The organism is Streptomyces sp. E2N166, from assembly GCF_003671715.1.
Taxonomy (GTDB): domain Bacteria; phylum Actinomycetota; class Actinomycetes; order Streptomycetales; family Streptomycetaceae; genus Streptomyces; species Streptomyces thinghirensis.
This window is the reverse complement of sequence record NZ_RAIF01000027.1, coordinates 35,138-50,823: the sequence shown is the minus strand read 5'-3', so window position 1 is coordinate 50,823 and position 15,686 is coordinate 35,138. Positions and strand designations below refer to the sequence as shown.

The following is a 15,686-nucleotide window of genomic DNA, read 5'->3' as shown; positions in this document are numbered from 1 at the left end:
CGCTGTCCTAAGCCGGGAAACCTGCTGTCCCACCCCCAGGGGACTGCTGCCCCAGCCAGGGACCCGACTGCCGCACAGCGGGTTGCTGCCCCACCCGGGGGCCGCCGCGCCGCACAGGCCGGCCCCCGCTCCTACCCCGCGCCGCCGGAATCCGCCGCCGCCAGCACCCCGAGGAACGCCGCGACCTCCGTCAGATCGACCCGTTCCAGCTCGGCTGGGCGCAGTACGACCCGCAGCTCGCGGCAGATCACCCGCTCCCGGGAGTGGGTGATGAAGGAGAGCAGGATCAGGCGCAGCAGACTCTCCTCGTCGAGCCCGTGCAGCCGGGACAGCCCCGAACCGATCAACGGCACGGCCACGCAGTCCAGCTGACCGTGCCGGTAGACGGCGTCCCACACCCGGCTGAGGCTGAGCCACAGTTCCTCCGTGCTGGACCGCGCCACGCAGTCGTTGCCGAGCCGGCTGTAGGCGACCCCGAAGACCAGCCGCGGCCGGCTGCCGAGCACCGCCACCGTGCCGACCGGGTAGCGGCCGAGCTTGCCGTACGGCTTGTCCTCCCGGGACTCCCGGGCGACCGGCACGGCCGTGCGCAGAGCCGCGTCGAGCTCGTCGTCCAGCCGCCGCGCGTCACCGTCGTACCGGCGCTCCAGCAGTTGTCCCTGCACGCTGGCGCCGCTGATGACGACGCCGTCGCGGACGTCGGTGTCGAACGTGTCGCAGAACCCGACGACAAGGTGGGCGGACTCGTCGAAGAGATCGCCGGGGCCGACCGCCACCGCCATCTGCGGCCGCCGGAACTCCTGGCGCACCGCCACCGTAGGCCGGCTGCGCAGCACTCCCCAGGCCAGGCACAGCAGCGCCGACGCCGCCGTCACCGGAGCCGGGGCGGGGATGGCCGCGGGCCACACCTGCCCGACGAACTGGACGACCGCCGACACCCCGCCGAAGGCGGCCATCACACTGCCGGCGAACACCCGCCGGGTCCGCGCCCCGCCGAACAGCCCGCGACGGCCGCCCCGGCTCCCCCGCCCTCCGGGGCTCAGCCGGGCGCTCCGCCGCGACGGACGACGTACGACCGGACCGGCCCCACGCGAACCGACCGAATCCACAACTCCCCCAATCGGACGATTGATACGCTGCCGAAACCTCCCCCGCCACCGCTCGGCGGGAGAGAGTGAAGCGAGTGGAGACCACTTGTATGGCGCGCATCCGTGTGAGCGTCCTGGGACCGGCAGAACTCGAAGTCGACGGCGCGCCCGTCCGGTTGACCCCGCTGACCACACGGCTGCTGGTCCGCCTGGTGGCCGCGGAGGGCGAGCCCGTGCCCGTACGCCGGCTGCACCGGGACGTGTGGGCGGTCGCCGGTGAACAGCCGCACCAGACCGGGCGCCACCGCAACGACGTGCAGAAGCGCGTCCTCGAACTGCGCCGCGCCCTCGACCCCGCCCAGAACGGTGACGGCGCCCGGGTGCTGCGCACCGAGCAGCTGCTGGCCGCCCCGGCGCCCGAGACCGCGTACCGGCTGGTGCTCGCGCCCGACGAGCTGGACTGCTCGGAGTTCACCGACCTGGTCAACTCCGGGCTGCTCGCGCCCCCCGCGTCGGCCGCCGACCGGCTCGCGGCGGCGCTCGGCCTCGTCCGCGGCCGCCCGCTGGCCGAAGTGGCCGACGAGGAGTTCGCGCTGCCGCTGATCCGCCGGCTCACCGCACTGCGCGAGACGGCCCGCCGCCAGCTGATCCGCAGCCGCGTGGACCTGGGCCGGCACGACCTCGCCCTGCCGGTCGCCGAACGGATGGCCCGGGAACGGCCGGACGACCGGGACGTCGCCGAGCTGCTCGGTTCCCTGCGGGACCGGCTGCGGGAGCGGCACGGGCAGGAACTGCTGCGGCAGCCGTTCCCCGGCGCGGGGGACCTCGTGGTGGTGCGCGGCGACCTGTTCGACCAGGGGGACGCCAATCTGGTGGTCGGGTTCACCGACACCTTCGACACCGCCACCGAGCGGGACCTGGTGATCAGCCGGGAGAGCGTGCAGGGGCAGCTGGTGGAGCGGCTGTTCGGCGGCGAGCGCAAGCTGCTGGACGACCGGCTCCAGGCCGGGCTGAAGGCGTTCACCCCGCTGCGTACGGAACGGATCCAGGACAAGCCCCGCGGCCGCCGCGTCCGCTACCCCCTCGGCACCACCGTCCCCCTGCCGGTGGACGGCCGCCGGGTCTTCGCCGTGGCCTACTCCCGGCTCGGCAACGACCTCGTCGCCCGCTCCGCACCGGCCGAACTCCGGGCGAGTCTGGACGCCCTCTGGCCGGCCGTCGCCCGGTACGGCATGTACAAGCCGGTCGCGATCCCGCTGATCGGCTCCGGACTGGCACGGGTCGTGGAACTCGACCGCACCCAGCTGCTGCTCATGATCGTGGAGAGCTTCACCGCCCACTGCCGCCGGGAGCCGACGACAGCGCCGGAACTGCGCATCGTGATCCGCCCGGCGGACCTGGAGCGGACCGACCTGTCCGCGCTCGGCACGTTCCTGCGCACCTCGCGGCACGGCGGCACCGGCGTGAGCACCGCGAGCGGCGCCGGGGCCGGTGCCGACACCGGTACCGGCCCCGGCAGCGCGGGCGGCGGCGACGGAGGCGCGCAGGGCCGCTGGTGACGTCGTCATACCCCCAGGGCATCAGCGGCCCTGCTTCCGGTGCCAGCCGCACACCGCTTCCGAACCGCTTCCGGCCCGCTTCCGTTCCCGTCACGGGGCCGACGGGACGCCACGCACGCCCGTCACCCTCACGCACGCCCGTCGCCGTCACGCACGCCCGTCGCCGTCACGCCCACCGGTCCTCCTCCTCCGCGCCCCCTCCACTCACCGTGAACCCGATCACCGACCCGCCCCCGTCCCGCCGGAAGGCGAACGGCGCTCCCCCGTGCGCCAGCGCCACCTCCCGCACGATGGACAGGCCGAGGCCGGAACCGGGCCGCGAACGGGCGTCGGCGGTGCGGAAGAAGCGGTCGAAGACCCGGGTCAGGTCGGCTTCGGCGATGCCCGGACCGCGGTCGCGGACCTCGACGCGGATCGGGCCCTCCAGGGCGGGCCCGGCGACGGCGACCTCGATGGGCCCGGTGCCGCCCGGGTCGAACTTCGCGGCGTTCTCCACCAGGTTGGACAGCGCACGGGTCAGCATCGCGGGCCGGCCTTCCGTCACCGTCTCACCGCGGACGCTCACGCCGATCTCCCGCCCGGTGCGGCGCCGGGCCAGGCTCGCCACGTCGCGCGCGACCCGCGCCAGGTCGACCCGCTGCGGAGGCTCCCCGGCGGACTGCCCGGCCGCCAGCTCGACCAGTTCGTTGACCAGGTCGGTCAGCTCGCGGGCCTCCTGGCCCAGATCCGCGACCAGTTCCTGGCGGGCGCCGGACGGCAGCTCGTCGATCCGGCGCAGCAGCGAGATGTTGGTCCGCAGTGAGGTGAGCGGCGTACGCAGCTCGTGCCCCGCGTCCTGGACCAGGCGCCGCTGGTCCTCCTCCGACTGGGCGAGGCGGACCAGCATCAGGTCGATGGCGCGGCCGAGGCGGCCCACCTCGTCGGGCCCGGTGACCGGCACCTGGACGCCCAGCCGACGGGTGCGGGCCACGTCCTCGGCGGCGGAGGTCAGGAGCACCAGCCGCCGGGTCATGCGCCGCGCCAGCCACCAGCCGAACAGCCCGGCGGCCGTCACCACAGCGGCCATCAGCAGCAGCGTCCGCCGCTGCAGCGCCCGCAGCAGGTCCTCGGTGTCGCTGAACTCCTGCGCCACCTGCACCGCGCCCCGGCCACCGCCCAGCGACACGGTCGCGACGCGGAAGACGTCGCGCCCGACCCCGACGTCCTCGTGCTGGACCGTCCGCCCGGCCACGGCGGCGTGCGCGGTCCGCCGGTCGGCGTCGGTGACCGGAAGCGGCGGACCGGCCGGGTCGGACACCTCGCCGTCCGGCCCGAGCACCTGCACGTCCGTACGGGCCGGGCGCACGATGTCGTGGCCGGGCGCGGAGGAGGAGAAGTCGCCGGGCGACAACCGCCGCTCGCGCACCTCGGCCCGCAGGTCCTGCACGACCTGCGCGAAGACGGACTCCTGGTCCACCCGGACCAGCCGGGCCGCGGCGTTGTACGACAGCACGCCGACGAGGACCGTGACCACGGCGGTGACCGTCGCGAAGGACACCGCGAACGTCGTCCGCAGCGACAGCAGCCGGGGCCGGCGCCCGAGCGGGGAGGGACCCACTCAGTCCTCCCGCAGCACGTAACCCACGCCTCGCACGGTCTGGATCAGCTGCGGCGCGCCCGGCTGGTCGAGCTTGCGGCGCAGGTAGCCGACGTAGACGGCGAGGTTCTTGGAGCCGGGACCGAAGTCGTAGCCCCAGATACGGTCGTAGATCGTGGAGTGGTCGAGCACGATGCCGGCGTTGCGGACCAGCAGCTCCAGCAGCTCGAACTCGGTACGGGTCAGCTCCAGCTCGCGCCCGCCCCGCCAGGCACGGCGGGCTCGCGGGTCCATGCGCAGCCCGGCCGCCTCCAGGCAGCGGGCGGGGTCCGGCTCCTCCGGCGCGTCGGCGGGGGCGGAGGTGGAGGTGGAGATGGCGGAGGTGGAGGCGGCGTTCGGAGTGCCCGCCTCCTCACGGTCGGTGCGGCGCAGCAGGGCGCGCAGGCGGGCGAAGACCTCCTCCACGTCGAAGGGCTTCACCACGTAGTCGTCGGCGCCCGCGTCCAGGCCCGCGATTCGGTCGGCCGTCTCCACCAGCGCCGTCAGCATCAGGATCGGCGTGGCATCGCCCTCGGCACGCAGCTCCCGGCAGACCTGGAGGCCGTCGATGCCCGGCATCATCACGTCCAGCACCAGCACGTCCGGCCGGCCGCTGTGGGCCCGCGCCAGCGCCTCGGTGCCGTCGGCGACCGCGGTGACCCGGTAGCCCTCCAGGGTGAGGGCGCGCTCCAGGGCGTGCCGGATAGCGCGGTCGTCTTCGGCGAGCAGAACAGTCCGGGGCACGCGTCCAGTCTGCCAAGGCCAGGGGCCCGGTGACCGGCCGGCCGGGCTTCTTACCGAGATCTCACCCGGCGGGCCGCAGCGCGGCTAGCCGCTCCTCGAAGGGCACGACCTCGAAGGCGTCGCCCGCCGGTTCCCGGGCCGGTTCCGGGGCCGCCGACAGTTCGCCCGTCGCCCCGCCCGACAACCCGGCCATCAGCCCCGCCAACTCCCCCGCAGCCCGCTCGATCCGCCCGTCCAGACCCTCGGCGCCCCAGTCCTCCGAGGCGGCGTAGACGCCCGTCGGGACGACGACGGCCTTGAGGTAGGCGAAGAGCGGACGCAGGGCGTGGTCCAGGACCAGGGAGTGCCGGGCCGTGCCACCGGTCGCGCCGATCAGCACGGGCTTCCCGGCGAGGGCGTCCTCGTCGGTCACGCTCAGCGCGTCGATGAACGACTTGAACAGCCCGCTGTACGAGGCCGAGAACACCGGCGTGACGACGACCAGGCCGTCGGCCGCCGCCACCGCGTCGAAGGCGGCGGACAGATTCCGCCCCGGGAACCCGTTGGTGAAGGTGTGCGCGATCTCCACGGCGAGGTCGCGCACCTCGACCACCTGGACCTCCGCCGACGCCCGGCCGGCGGTCGAGCTGGCCAGCCGGTCGGCCAGCAGCCGGGTGGACGACGGGACGCTCAGTCCCGCGGAGACGACGACGAGCTTCATGCCCGTACTCCTTCCTCGGCCTTGTCCTTGCGGGTGGCCAGCAGGGACGCGTGGGTCGGCGCGTCCGGCACGTTCGCCGGGCGGTCCTTGGCGAACTCCTCGCGCAGCACCGGCACGACCTCCTCGCCGAGCAGGTCGAGCTGCTCCAGCACGGTCTTCAGGGGCAGCCCGGCGTGGTCCATCAGGAACAGCTGGCGCTGGTAGTCACCGGCGTAGTCGCGGAAGGCGAGCGTCTTCTCGATCACCTGCTGCGGCGAGCCGACGGTGAGCGGGGTCTGCTCGGTGAAGTCCTCCAGCGACGGCCCGTGCCCGTAGACCGGGGCGACGTCGAAGTAGGGCCGGAACTCGCGCACCGCCTCCTGGCTGTTCCTCCGCATGAACACCTGCCCGCCGAGGCCGACGATCGCCTGCTCGGGGGTGCCGTGCCCGTAGTGGGCGTAGCGGGCCCGGTAGAGCTCGACCATGCGCTTGGTGTGGTCGGCGGGCCAGAAGATGTTGTTGTGGAAGAAGCCGTCGCCGTAGTACGCGGCCTGCTCGGCGATCTCCGGCGAGCGGATGGACCCGTGCCAGACGAACGGCGCGACCCCGTCCAGCGGCCGGGGCGTGGACGTGAAGCCCTGGAGCGGCGTACGGAACTTCCCCTCCCAGTTCACGACGTCCTCGCGCCACAGGCGGTGCAGCAGGGCGTAGTTCTCGACGGCGAGGTTGATGCCCTCGCGGATGTCCTTGCCGAACCACGGATACACCGGGCCGGTGTTGCCGCGCCCCATCATCAGGTCCACCCGGCCGTCGGCCAGGTGCTGGAGCATCGCGAAGTCCTCGGCGATCTTCACCGGGTCGTTGGTGGTGATGAGGGTGGTGGAGGTGGACAGAACCAGCCGCTCGGTGCGTGCCGCGATGTAGCCGAGCATGGTGGTCGGCGACGACGGCACGAAGGGCGGGTTGTGGTGCTCGCCGGTCGCGAAGACGTCGAGCCCCACCTCCTCGGCCTTCAGCGCGATGGCGACCATGGCCTTGATGCGCTCACGCTCGGTCGGCGTACGGCCCGTGGTCGGGTCGGGCGTGACGTCGCCGACGGTGAAGATGCCGAACTGCATGGTCGCTCAACCTCCGAGTTGTTGACGGTTCAACTATACCCGCCAACGACTGGCCCCCGGACGTTATTCCGGCCACGCCTCCGGCCCCCGTGCGCCGCCCCGCCCTCGCCGTGCGAGGTTGCCCTCACGCCCGTGCTCCGCTCCGCCGCCCTCTTCGTCGTCGCCGCCCTCTTCGAGATCGGCGGCGCCTGGCTGGTCCGGCAGGGCGTACGCGAACAGCGCGGCCGGCTGTGGGCACCGGCGGCGTCCTCGCCCTCGGCGCGTACGGCTTCGTCGCCGCCTTCCAGCCCGACGCCCGCCTCGGCCGCGCCCTCGCCGCGTACGGCGGGATCTTCGTGGCCGGCTCGATCCTGTGGGGCATGCTCGCCGACGGCCACCGCCCCGACCGCCGGGACGTGCCGGGCGCGCTGATCTGCCTGGCCGGGATGACCGTGATCATGTGGGCACCGCGCAACGGCGGCTGACTACGCTGGGCGGCGACCGGTAGCACCGACCAGGACCGGCAACACCGACCGAGGAGCAGCCCATGGCCCCCGCAGCCGCCCCGTCCGCCGCCTCCCGCATCGCCGTCGTCACCGGTGCGAGCAGCGGCATCGGCGCCGCCACGGCCCGGCAGCTCGCCGCGGCCGGCTACCGCGTCGTCCTCACCGCCCGCCGCAAGGACCGCGTCGAGGCGCTGGCGGAGGAGATCCAGGCGGCCGGCCACAAGGCGACGGCGTACCCCCTGGACGTCACCGACCGCGCGGCGGTCGACGAGTTCGCGACCGCGTTCAAGACGGTCGGTGTCCTGGTCAACAACGCGGGCGGCGCGCTCGGCGCCGACCCGGTGGCCACCGGCGACCCGGACGACTGGCGCCGCATGTACGAGACGAACGTCCTCGGCACCCTCAACCTCACCCAGGCCCTGCTCCCCAAGCTGGAGGCGAGCGGCGACGGCACGATCGTCGTCGTCTCCTCGACCGCGGGCTTCGCCGCCTACGAGGGCGGCGGGGGCTACGTCGCCGCCAAGCACGCCGAACACGTCCTCGCCGAGACCCTCCGCCTGGAGATCGTCGGCCGCCCGGTCCGCGTCGTCGAGATCGCGCCGGGCATGGTCAAGACCGACGAGTTCGCCCTGACCCGCTTCGGCGGCGACCAGGACAAGGCCGCCAAGGTCTACCAGGGCGTGACCGACCCCCTGACCGCCGACGACGTGGCCGACACCATCACGTGGGCGGTCACCCGCCCCGCCCACGTCAACATCGACCTCCTGGTCGTCCGCCCCCGCGCCCAGGCATCGAACACGAAGGTCCACCGGGAAGGCTGACGCCGGACGGCGCCCCCGGCGTCAGCCCTTCACGCAGACGACCTGCTTGAGCTTCGCCACGACCTCCACGAGGTCGCGCTGCTGGTCGATGACCTGCTCGATCGGCTTGTAGGCGCCCGGGATCTCGTCCACGACGCCCGAGTCCTTGCGGCACTCCACGCCCCGCGTCTGCTCCTCCAGGTCCTTGGTCGAGAAGCGCCGCTTGGCCGCGTTCCGGCTCATGCGCCGACCGGCGCCGTGGGAGGCGGAGTTGAAGGACTTCGCGTTTCCGAGGCCCTTGACGATGTACGAACCCGTGCCCATGGAACCGGGGATGATCCCGTAGTCCCCGGAACCCGCGCGGATCGCGCCCTTGCGGGTCACCAGCAGGTCCACACCCTCGTACCGCTCCTCGGCGACGTAGTTGTGGTGTGCGCTGATCTCCGGCTCGAAGACCGGCCTGGCCTTCTTGAACTCCTTGCGGACCACGTCCTTCAGGAGCGCCATCATGATGGTGCGGTTGTACTTGGCGTACTCCTGCGCCCAGAACAGGTCGTTGCGGTACGCCGCCATCTGCGGGGTGTCCGCGACGAACACCGCGAGGTCGCGGTCGATCAGGCCCTGGTTGTGCGGGAGCTTCTGGGCGATGCCGATGTGATGCTCGGCGAGTTCCTTGCCGATGTTGCGGGAACCGGAGTGGAGCATCAGCCACACAGAACCAGTCGTATCCGTGCAGACCTCGACAAAGTGGTTGCCGCTTCCGAGCGTTCCCATCTGCTTCCCAGCCCGCTCCCGCCGGAACCGAACCCCTTCCGCCACTCCGTCGAACCGCCCCCAGAAGTCGTCCCACCCCGCCGTCGCCAGCCCGTGGAACCGCCCCGGCTCGACGGGACTGTCATGCATCCCCCGACCCACCGGAATCGCCTGCTCGATCTTCGAGCGCAGCCGCGAGAGGTCGCCCGGCAGGTCGTTCGCCGTCAGGGACGTCTTCACCGCCGACATTCCGCAGCCGATGTCGACCCCCACCGCCGCCGGGCACACGGCACCCCGCATCGCGATCACGGACCCGACCGTCGCGCCCTTGCCGTAGTGCACGTCCGGCATGACGGCGAGGCCCTTGATCCACGGCAGGGTCGCGACGTTGCGCAGCTGCTGGAGCGCGCCCTCCTCGACCGTCGCCGGGTCGGCCCACATCCGGATCGGCACCTTCGCGCCCGGCATCTCCACGTACGACATATCGTCCTCATTCCCCCGGAAAACAAACAGAAGTCTCAAAGCGCAAAACCGGCGCCAAGGACAGTCAAAGGGACAACCGACCGGCGTTCACGGCAGCGCGTGCGATACACATTGTCTGCAGGGGACGCCCCCGTGCGGCAAGCGAATAACCAGCGGGGACACTGGAGTACCGACCACAGCCACACCGGCGAGAGGAGCCGCACCGTGCAGCGGAAGGCCTACGTACCCGGCGTCGCCGCCCTCATGGCGGCGCTGCTGGCCGGCTGCACCGGCGGCTCGGGCGACGGCGCCAGGGCGGACGACTCGAACCCGGGGCAGCCCGGTGTCGCGACCGAGGCGGCCGAGCCCGGCAAGTACCGCACCCTCCCGGAGCCCTGCCGCGCGGTCGGCGACAAGGCGCTCGGCTCGCTGCTGCCCGGCCTCGAGGAGATCGCGGACGAGGCGCAGCGGAAGAAGGCGTACGCGGGCGAGGCGACCCTCGCGTACGACACCGACCGCAAGGTCGGCTGCCGTTGGAAGGTGGATTCGGCGGACGCCACCAACCACCTCTTCGTGGACTTCGAGCGGGTGGTGGCGTACGACAACTCCGTGAGCGACGACAGCGAGGCGGAGACGCTCTTCGCCCGGCAGGTGGAGGCGGCCGACCTCCCCGAACCGGTCGTCTCGGAGTCGGGGTCGGAGTCGGCATCGGGTTCGGAGTCCGCGTCCGGTTCCGCACCGGAGTCCGGGGCGCCGTCCGCCACCGCGTCGCCCGGCACGCCCTCCGCCTCGGCCTCCGGCTCCGCGTCGTCCACCGCCCCCTCGTCGAGCGCGTCCGCCGGTGCCACGCCCGCCGAGCTCCAGCCCCGGCTCCTCGACGATCTGGGTGACGAGGCGTTCGTGGACGACGAGCTGAGCAGCTCCGGTTCGACGGCGAAGCGGCGCACGGTGACTGTGGCGTTCCGCACGTCGAACGTCGTGGTGACCATCGAGTACGCGGAGCAGTCGGCGACTCTCGGAGTCGTGCCGGACAGCGAGGAAATGCAGGACATGGCGCGGAAACTGGCTTCCCAGCTGGCGGATTCACTGAGCGGCTGAGCCCGGCTCGGGCTCCCTCGCGTCCGCGCGCGATGCACCTGAAGCAGGGTCGTGCGGTTTTCCCACCGCGTACGGTGGCTCCTCGGACCCGTTCCGACCGCAGGAACCACGAGTGCCATGAGTGAAGGAACCATGCAGCGACGAGCCCAGCGTGACCAGCGAGACCTGGGGGTACCTCCCACGCCGTCCAGGCAGTGGGGGAGAGCGAAGCGACTCCGCCGCGCCTTTGTCGGTGCGGCCGCCGTCCCCGTGATGCTGGTGGCAGCCGGCTGCTCCTCGGACTCCGGCTCCGACGACGGCAAGGACAAGGCCGCGGACAAGACGGCCGCGTCCAAGCCGGCGAGCCCGTCCCCGACGGTGCGGGCGGCGGCGTACGGAAAGCTGCCGGAGCCGTGTTCCGTGCTGTCGAAGAAGACGCTGGAGGACTTGGCGCCGAAGGCCGATTCCGGCAAGGAGGGCGCGTCCAACGACACGGCGACGCGCGCCAGTTGCTCCTGGGACAGCCTGGACGACAACGGTGTGGACGGCTCTCAGTTCCGCTGGCTGAGCGTGTCGATGCTGCGCTTCGAGTCGGACGCGGCCCGCGGCGAGGGCGACAAGCTGGCGCGCGACTACTACACGAAGCAGCTGCGGGACGCCCAGTCCGCGCAGGGTGCGAAGAGCGTGAAGACCGCGCCGGTGAGCGGCACGGGCGACGAGGCGTCGGTGGTGCGCTACGACCTGAAGAAGAAGGAAGGCACCTTCAAGCAGCAGACGGTCGTGGCGCGCGTCGAGAACGTCGTCGTCACCGTCGACTACAACGGTGCGGGCCTGGCCGGCGACAAGACGCCGGACGCCGACGACCTGGTCAAGGACGCGCAGAAGGCGGCCAAGGAGGCGGTGGCCGCGGTGACGAAGGCCAACACCGCCGACACCGACGGCGGCAAGCCGGGCACCTCGTCGTCGCCGTCCAAGTCGGCGTCCAAGTCGCCGTCGGACTCGAAGTCGTCGTCGAAGACCAGCTGACAGGCCGTATCGACCCACCGGCCACCCGTCCCCCGCACACATGTGCCACTCTGTTGCGCGCAACAACACGCACTGGGAGGGGAGTACGGGTGGCCGCGCCACTGGAGCTGACACGGACGCATCGCGTCCTCATCGGCATGGTCGTCTTCGGTGCCGTCATCATCGCCGGGATCGGCTTCGCGGGTTCCTACGCGGCGGTGCGGGAACTGGCCCTGCAGAAGGGCTTCGGGAACTTCAGCTACGTCTTCCCGATCGGCATCGACGCGGGCATCTGCGTGCTGCTGGCCCTGGACCTGCTGCTGACCTGGATCCGCATCCCCTTCCCGCTGCTGCGGCAGACGGCCTGGCTGCTGACGGCGGCGACGATCGCGTTCAACGGCGCGGCGGCGTGGCCGGACCCGCTGGGTGTGGGCATGCACGGGGTGATCCCGATCCTGTTCGTGGTGTCCGTCGAGGCCGCCCGGCACGCGATCGGCCGGATCGCCGACATCACCGCCGACAAGCACATGGAGGGGGTCCGCCTCACGCGCTGGCTGCTCTCGCCGGGGCCGACCTTCCTGCTGTGGCGCCGGATGAAGCTGTGGGAGCTGCGCTCCTACGAGCAGGTGATCAAGCTGGAGCAGGAGCGTCTGGTCTACCAGGCCCGGCTGCGTTCGCGGTTCGGGCGCGGCTGGCGCCGCAAGGCCCCCGTCGAGTCGCTGATGCCGCTGCGCCTGGCCCGCTACGGAGTGCCGTTGGCGCAGACGGCCCCGGCGGGGCTGGCGGCGGCGGGCATCGAGCCGGCGCTGTTGCCGCCGGCGCCGCAGGCCGAGGCGCTCCCGGACGGAAGAGGGGCCCACGGGACGGCGCCCTCCCTGCGGAAGGCGGAGCCCGCCGGTGAGCAGCGCCCCGAGCTGGTCGGTGGCCGGGAGCCGGAGCCGGTGCGGGAACAGGCCGCGGCGGGCCAGAACCCCGCGGTGGACCCGAACGCCACGTTGGGGCAGAACCCGACGGCGGGCCAGAACCCCGCGATGGACCCGAACCAGAACCCGTGGCTGCACGCCCGGGACCCGCAGTCCGTCGAGTACCACGGCGACTACGACCCCGCCTACGACCCGGACCAGTACGCCCAGTGGGAAGCGGAACAGCGGCAGGCCGAGCAGTACCGGCAGCAGTTCGAGGAGGAGCCCCCCGCGCGGGAGCCCTCCCCGGAGGACACCGGCAGCTTCCCCATACCGGTCGGCCCCCACCGCACCCGCGAGCTGGGGGAGGGCGGTGGCACGCCTGAGCCGCAGGGCCCGGACGAGGACGCCTACTACCAGGTGTTCAAGCAGTCGATCAACGGCAGCTACCCGACGCCCCGGGAGTTCGGTGACAACGTGGAGGCGACGTTCGGTACGCCGCTCGCCGATCCGGAGGCCAAGCGGCTGGTGAGCCGTTTCACCAACCGCCACAGCGCGGAGCTGGAGGACGAGCACATCGCCTGACCGGCGGTGAGCACGGCGAAGGGGCGCCCGGTGGGATCACCGGACGCCCCTTCGTGGTGCCGTGGTACTAGCGGGGTACTAGCGGGCCGCGTAGCCGAAGGCGGTGCCGGCCGGCGGGAGGCCGCCCTGTCCGGGCCGGTACACGGTGACCGGTGCGGTGGGCTCGCCGAGGGTCACGTTGGACATCGGCAGAGCGTGGAGGGCTCCGGTGCTGGTCGGGCCGTACGGCATGCCGACGTACAGGTGGGTGCCGGTGAAGTGGATGCTGGAACCGAGCCGCTGGTCGGCTCCGGGGGCCCCGGGGATGCCGTCGCCGTCGCCCGCCTCCACCCACTTGTCGTTGGCGCCGGGCGAGCCCAGCAGCGAGAAGATGTGCACGGCGCCGGCCTTCGGCACCGAACCGAGTGCCTCGTCCGGGATGCCCACGGCCAGCTTCATGGTCGCCTCGGTGCTGACCTCCCGCGGTGCGGTGTTGATGGCCGTGAGAGTGGTGCCGAAGTGGTCGCCGGCCTCGGAGGTGCCGGAGACGTCGTCGGTGCCGGTGCCCGAGGAGAGGCCGTTGAGCTGGGTGTAGGAGCCGGACGCGGCGACGCGGAAGGTGAGGACCGCGCCGGTCTCCGCCTTGCTCACGCCCTCCACGTTCAGGGCCTCACCCGGCGTGCCGACCGCGAGGATCGACCCGTCGGCGGTCGCCGAGCCCGAGGCGCGGTAGGGGGCGAGGGCCAGGGCCGCGCCGAAGCGGTCTCCGACCTCGGCGCCGCCGGAGACCGTGTCCAGGTCCTGGTCGAGGCCGAAGAGCGGGGTGGGCCGCTTCTCGGAGTTCAGTTCGTGGGAGAAGACCACCAGGTTGCCGGCGGTGTTGTCGCCGTTGATGCTCTCGTCCGGGGCACCGATCGCGATGTGGTTGGCGTCGGCCGCGACGGAGGCGCCGAAGCCGTCGTTCGCCTGCACGGCCCCGGGCACGTCCAGCTTGTCCTGGTGGACGGAGACGTTGGTGCCGCGGCTCACGTAGAACGCCTGGCCCGCCTTGGCGGCGCCACTGAGGCCCTCACCGGGCGTGCCGATCACCAGGAAGGGCTCGCCCGCGGCCGAGGTGCCGGCGGCGAGGGCCGCGCCCATGAGGTCGCCGGTCTCGGGGGTCGAGGCGGAGATGGAGCCGTTGCCGGTGGCCTGCTGGAAGTTGGTGTCCTTGGTCGCTCCCGCGCCCAGGCCGCCGGGAGCGCCGTGCAGGAGGTCGACCATTCCGGCGTCGACGGCGCTGCCGAGGTCCTCGCGGGGGGTGCCGACCAGCAGGTCGGTGCAACCGTCCTGGTCGTAGTCGACGGTGGCGATGGCCTCGCCGAACTGGTCGTTGGCCTCCGAGCCGCCGCCCACCCAGCCGAGGTCCTGGGAGATCTCGGCGGTGCCCTTGCCCCCGCCGTACACGATCCGGACCAGGCCCGCCTTGGCGTCGCCGCCGACGGTGGCCTGCGGGTCGGCGACGGCTATGTCCTCGGCGCCGTCGCAGTTGAAGTCGGTGATGCGGTTGGCGCCGGTCTTGGACCGCACCCAGGCAGCCAGGTCGTCGACGCGGGCGACGACTCCGCCGGTGCGGGTCTCGGTCTCGTCGATGCCGAAGCAGCCGCCCTGGTACGAGCGGCTGCCGAGGGCGACCAGTTGCGGGGTTCCGTTCACCGTGCGCACCAGGGGTCCGCCGGTGTCGCCCATGCAGACGGCGACGCCGTCCTGGCCGGTGACCGTGGCCGTGGTGGCGTCGGCCGCGTCGACCGAGAAGGTGCCGGTGTGCAGGTTGAGTGGTGCCCACTCGGTCTTGGAGCGGCCGTATCCGGCGAGCGTCAGCTCCTCACCCGCGGTCGGCGCGGTGGCGGCCAGACCGATCGGGGCTACGCCGGTGACCGGGCGGCTCAGCCGCGCCAGCACCACGTCGCGGTCGGTGCGGGGCACGAGTTCCACGATGTCGCGGACCGCGCCGCCGGTGCCGGTGAGGTTCGAGCGGCCGATGGTGGCGGTGGTCTTCAGCGCGGGCTTCCCGGAGGGCACCGTAAGGCTCTCGGCGGGGTTCTCGGCGAAGCAACTGGCCGCGGTGAGCAGCCATTCGGTGTCGACCAGCACGCCGGAGCAGCCGCGTTCGTGGTCGCCGACGATGACCTGGGCGGCGTAGGCGCGAGTGGTGTCGGAGTCGGGAACGGCGGGGCCCGTCACGGCGGCGGCGGGTACCGCGGTCAGCGCGATCGGCCCGGCGATCAGCGAGGCGGCCAGTGCGGCGAGGCGCACGGGTCTGGTATGCGACATGTGTTCAGTTCCTTGGTGGCAGATCCGGCAGTTTCGGTCAGCTGGTCGCTACTTGGAGGTCCTAATCTCCACCAGCATGTGCGGGCGCCCCTGTTCGTCGGCGCTCTCGCCCACTGCCTTCCAGGAGTTGGCGGGGACGTCGAAGGACTTCTCCTCGTCACCGACGGTCATGTCGACTTCGGTCTCGTACTCGTTCGCCTTTACGCCGTAGACCGACGGAATCTCCATCGTCAGCCAGCCGCTGGCGCCGGTGACCTCGAAGCAGACACTCGACGCCTGCCGGGAGTAGACCTCCAGCTGGCCGGTGCCGGGAACGCACTCGGCGAGGACGATGTGGCCGTCGCCGCGCTTGAGGAGGATGCCCTCCTCCTCCAGGACCTTGTCCGCCTGCGGATAGGCGAAGTTCTCGACGGCGTACCCCGGTGCCTCTTCGGCGACCGCCTGTGTCGAGGCGGTGTTCCCGTCTTCGGATGCCCCCGCGCCGCCCGCGGCGACGAGCCAGGCCAGCGCGCCCGCCGCGGC

At 72.4% G+C, this 15,686-nt stretch carries 13 protein-coding genes and 1 pseudogene; 6 read left to right on the top strand and 8 right to left on the bottom strand.

From position 1 onward, the window contains the following. Window positions 1-131: 131 nt before the first annotated feature. Window positions 132-974 carry a macro domain-containing protein gene (locus EBH09_RS20690; protein ID WP_121748484.1) on the bottom strand — a complete coding sequence of 281 codons (843 nt, stop codon included), beginning with the start codon at window positions 972-974 and terminating at the stop codon, window positions 132-134. A gap of 224 nt (window positions 975-1,198) precedes the next feature. Between EBH09_RS20690 and EBH09_RS20685 the strand changes: the two genes are divergently transcribed. Then, complete coding sequence (locus EBH09_RS20685) at window positions 1,199-2,647, top strand: macro domain-containing protein (protein WP_121748483.1); 1,449 nt, start codon at window positions 1,199-1,201, stop codon at window positions 2,645-2,647. 166 nt (window positions 2,648-2,813) lie between these two features. Here the strand turns inward: EBH09_RS20685 and EBH09_RS20680 are convergent, their stop codons facing one another. The 4 genes from EBH09_RS20680 to EBH09_RS20665 all read right to left on the bottom strand — a co-directional run bounded on the left by EBH09_RS20680 (window position 2,814) and on the right by EBH09_RS20665 (window position 6,803). Next, window positions 2,814-4,244 carry a HAMP domain-containing sensor histidine kinase gene (locus EBH09_RS20680; protein ID WP_121748482.1) on the bottom strand — a complete coding sequence of 477 codons (1,431 nt, stop codon included), beginning with the start codon at window positions 4,242-4,244 and terminating at the stop codon, window positions 2,814-2,816. Beyond that, complete coding sequence (locus EBH09_RS20675) at window positions 4,245-5,006, bottom strand: response regulator transcription factor (protein WP_121748481.1); 762 nt, start codon at window positions 5,004-5,006, stop codon at window positions 4,245-4,247. It abuts the gene before it with no gap. Window positions 5,007-5,067: 61 nt separating this feature from the next. Then, entirely contained in the window at window positions 5,068-5,706 is a 639-nt protein-coding gene (locus EBH09_RS20670) for a CE1759 family FMN reductase (protein WP_121748480.1), read from the bottom strand. Further along, entirely contained in the window at window positions 5,703-6,803 is a 1,101-nt protein-coding gene (locus EBH09_RS20665; protein ID WP_121748479.1) for an LLM class flavin-dependent oxidoreductase, read from the bottom strand. Before EBH09_RS20665 ends, EBH09_RS20670 begins: the two co-directional genes overlap by 4 nt. A gap of 132 nt (window positions 6,804-6,935) precedes the next feature. Here EBH09_RS20665 and EBH09_RS20660 point away from each other — a divergent pair. Beyond that, window positions 6,936-7,267, top strand: a pseudogene (locus EBH09_RS20660) (YnfA family protein). A 62-nt stretch (window positions 7,268-7,329) separates the two neighbouring features. Next, window positions 7,330-8,109 carry an SDR family NAD(P)-dependent oxidoreductase gene (locus EBH09_RS20655; protein WP_121748478.1) on the top strand — a complete coding sequence of 260 codons (780 nt, stop codon included), beginning with the start codon at window positions 7,330-7,332 and terminating at the stop codon, window positions 8,107-8,109. Window positions 8,110-8,130: 21 nt separating this feature from the next. Here the strand turns inward: EBH09_RS20655 and EBH09_RS20650 are convergent, their stop codons facing one another. Next, window positions 8,131-9,324 carry an RtcB family protein gene (locus EBH09_RS20650; RefSeq protein ID WP_121748477.1) on the bottom strand — a complete coding sequence of 398 codons (1,194 nt, stop codon included), beginning with the start codon at window positions 9,322-9,324 and terminating at the stop codon, window positions 8,131-8,133. Window positions 9,325-9,528: 204 nt separating this feature from the next. Between EBH09_RS20650 and EBH09_RS20645 the strand changes: the two genes are divergently transcribed. The 3 genes from EBH09_RS20645 to EBH09_RS20635 all read left to right on the top strand — a co-directional run bounded on the left by EBH09_RS20645 (window position 9,529) and on the right by EBH09_RS20635 (window position 12,872). Further along, window positions 9,529-10,401 carry a DUF3558 domain-containing protein gene (locus tag EBH09_RS20645; RefSeq protein WP_193776442.1) on the top strand — a complete coding sequence of 291 codons (873 nt, stop codon included), beginning with the start codon at window positions 9,529-9,531 and terminating at the stop codon, window positions 10,399-10,401. Between the two features lie 132 nt (window positions 10,402-10,533). Beyond that, on the top strand, window positions 10,534-11,406 hold the full coding sequence (locus EBH09_RS20640; RefSeq protein ID WP_121748475.1) for a DUF3558 family protein: 873 nt from the start codon (window positions 10,534-10,536) through the stop codon (window positions 11,404-11,406). An 89-nt stretch (window positions 11,407-11,495) separates the two neighbouring features. Continuing rightward, window positions 11,496-12,872, top strand: a complete 1,377-nt coding sequence (locus EBH09_RS20635) for a DUF2637 domain-containing protein (RefSeq protein WP_121748474.1) — start codon at window positions 11,496-11,498, stop codon at window positions 12,870-12,872. Between the two features lie 78 nt (window positions 12,873-12,950). Here the strand turns inward: EBH09_RS20635 and EBH09_RS20630 are convergent, their stop codons facing one another. Both EBH09_RS20630 and EBH09_RS20625 read right to left on the bottom strand, forming a co-directional pair. Beyond that, complete coding sequence (locus tag EBH09_RS20630) at window positions 12,951-15,164, bottom strand: trypsin-like serine protease (protein WP_121748473.1); 2,214 nt, start codon at window positions 15,162-15,164, stop codon at window positions 12,951-12,953. 48 nt (window positions 15,165-15,212) lie between these two features. Beyond that, window positions 15,213-15,671, bottom strand: a complete 459-nt coding sequence (locus tag EBH09_RS20625; protein ID WP_121748668.1) for a hypothetical protein — start codon at window positions 15,669-15,671, stop codon at window positions 15,213-15,215. Window positions 15,672-15,686: the final 15 nt, after the last annotated feature.

Coding starts and splice junctions, on each gene's coding strand:
- EBH09_RS20630 (WP_121748473.1), bottom strand. CDS start 15,164: ATGTCGCATACCAGACCCGTGCGCCTCGCCGCACTGGCCGCCTCGCTG.
- EBH09_RS20685 (WP_121748483.1), top strand. CDS start 1,199: ATGGCGCGCATCCGTGTGAGCGTCCTGGGACCGGCAGAACTCGAAGTC.
- EBH09_RS20650 (WP_121748477.1), bottom strand. CDS start 9,324: ATGTCGTACGTGGAGATGCCGGGCGCGAAGGTGCCGATCCGGATGTGG.
- EBH09_RS20640 (WP_121748475.1), top strand. CDS start 10,534: ATGCAGCGACGAGCCCAGCGTGACCAGCGAGACCTGGGGGTACCTCCC.
- EBH09_RS20655 (WP_121748478.1), top strand. CDS start 7,330: ATGGCCCCCGCAGCCGCCCCGTCCGCCGCCTCCCGCATCGCCGTCGTC.
- EBH09_RS20665 (WP_121748479.1), bottom strand. CDS start 6,803: ATGCAGTTCGGCATCTTCACCGTCGGCGACGTCACGCCCGACCCGACC.
- EBH09_RS20670 (WP_121748480.1), bottom strand. CDS start 5,706: ATGAAGCTCGTCGTCGTCTCCGCGGGACTGAGCGTCCCGTCGTCCACC.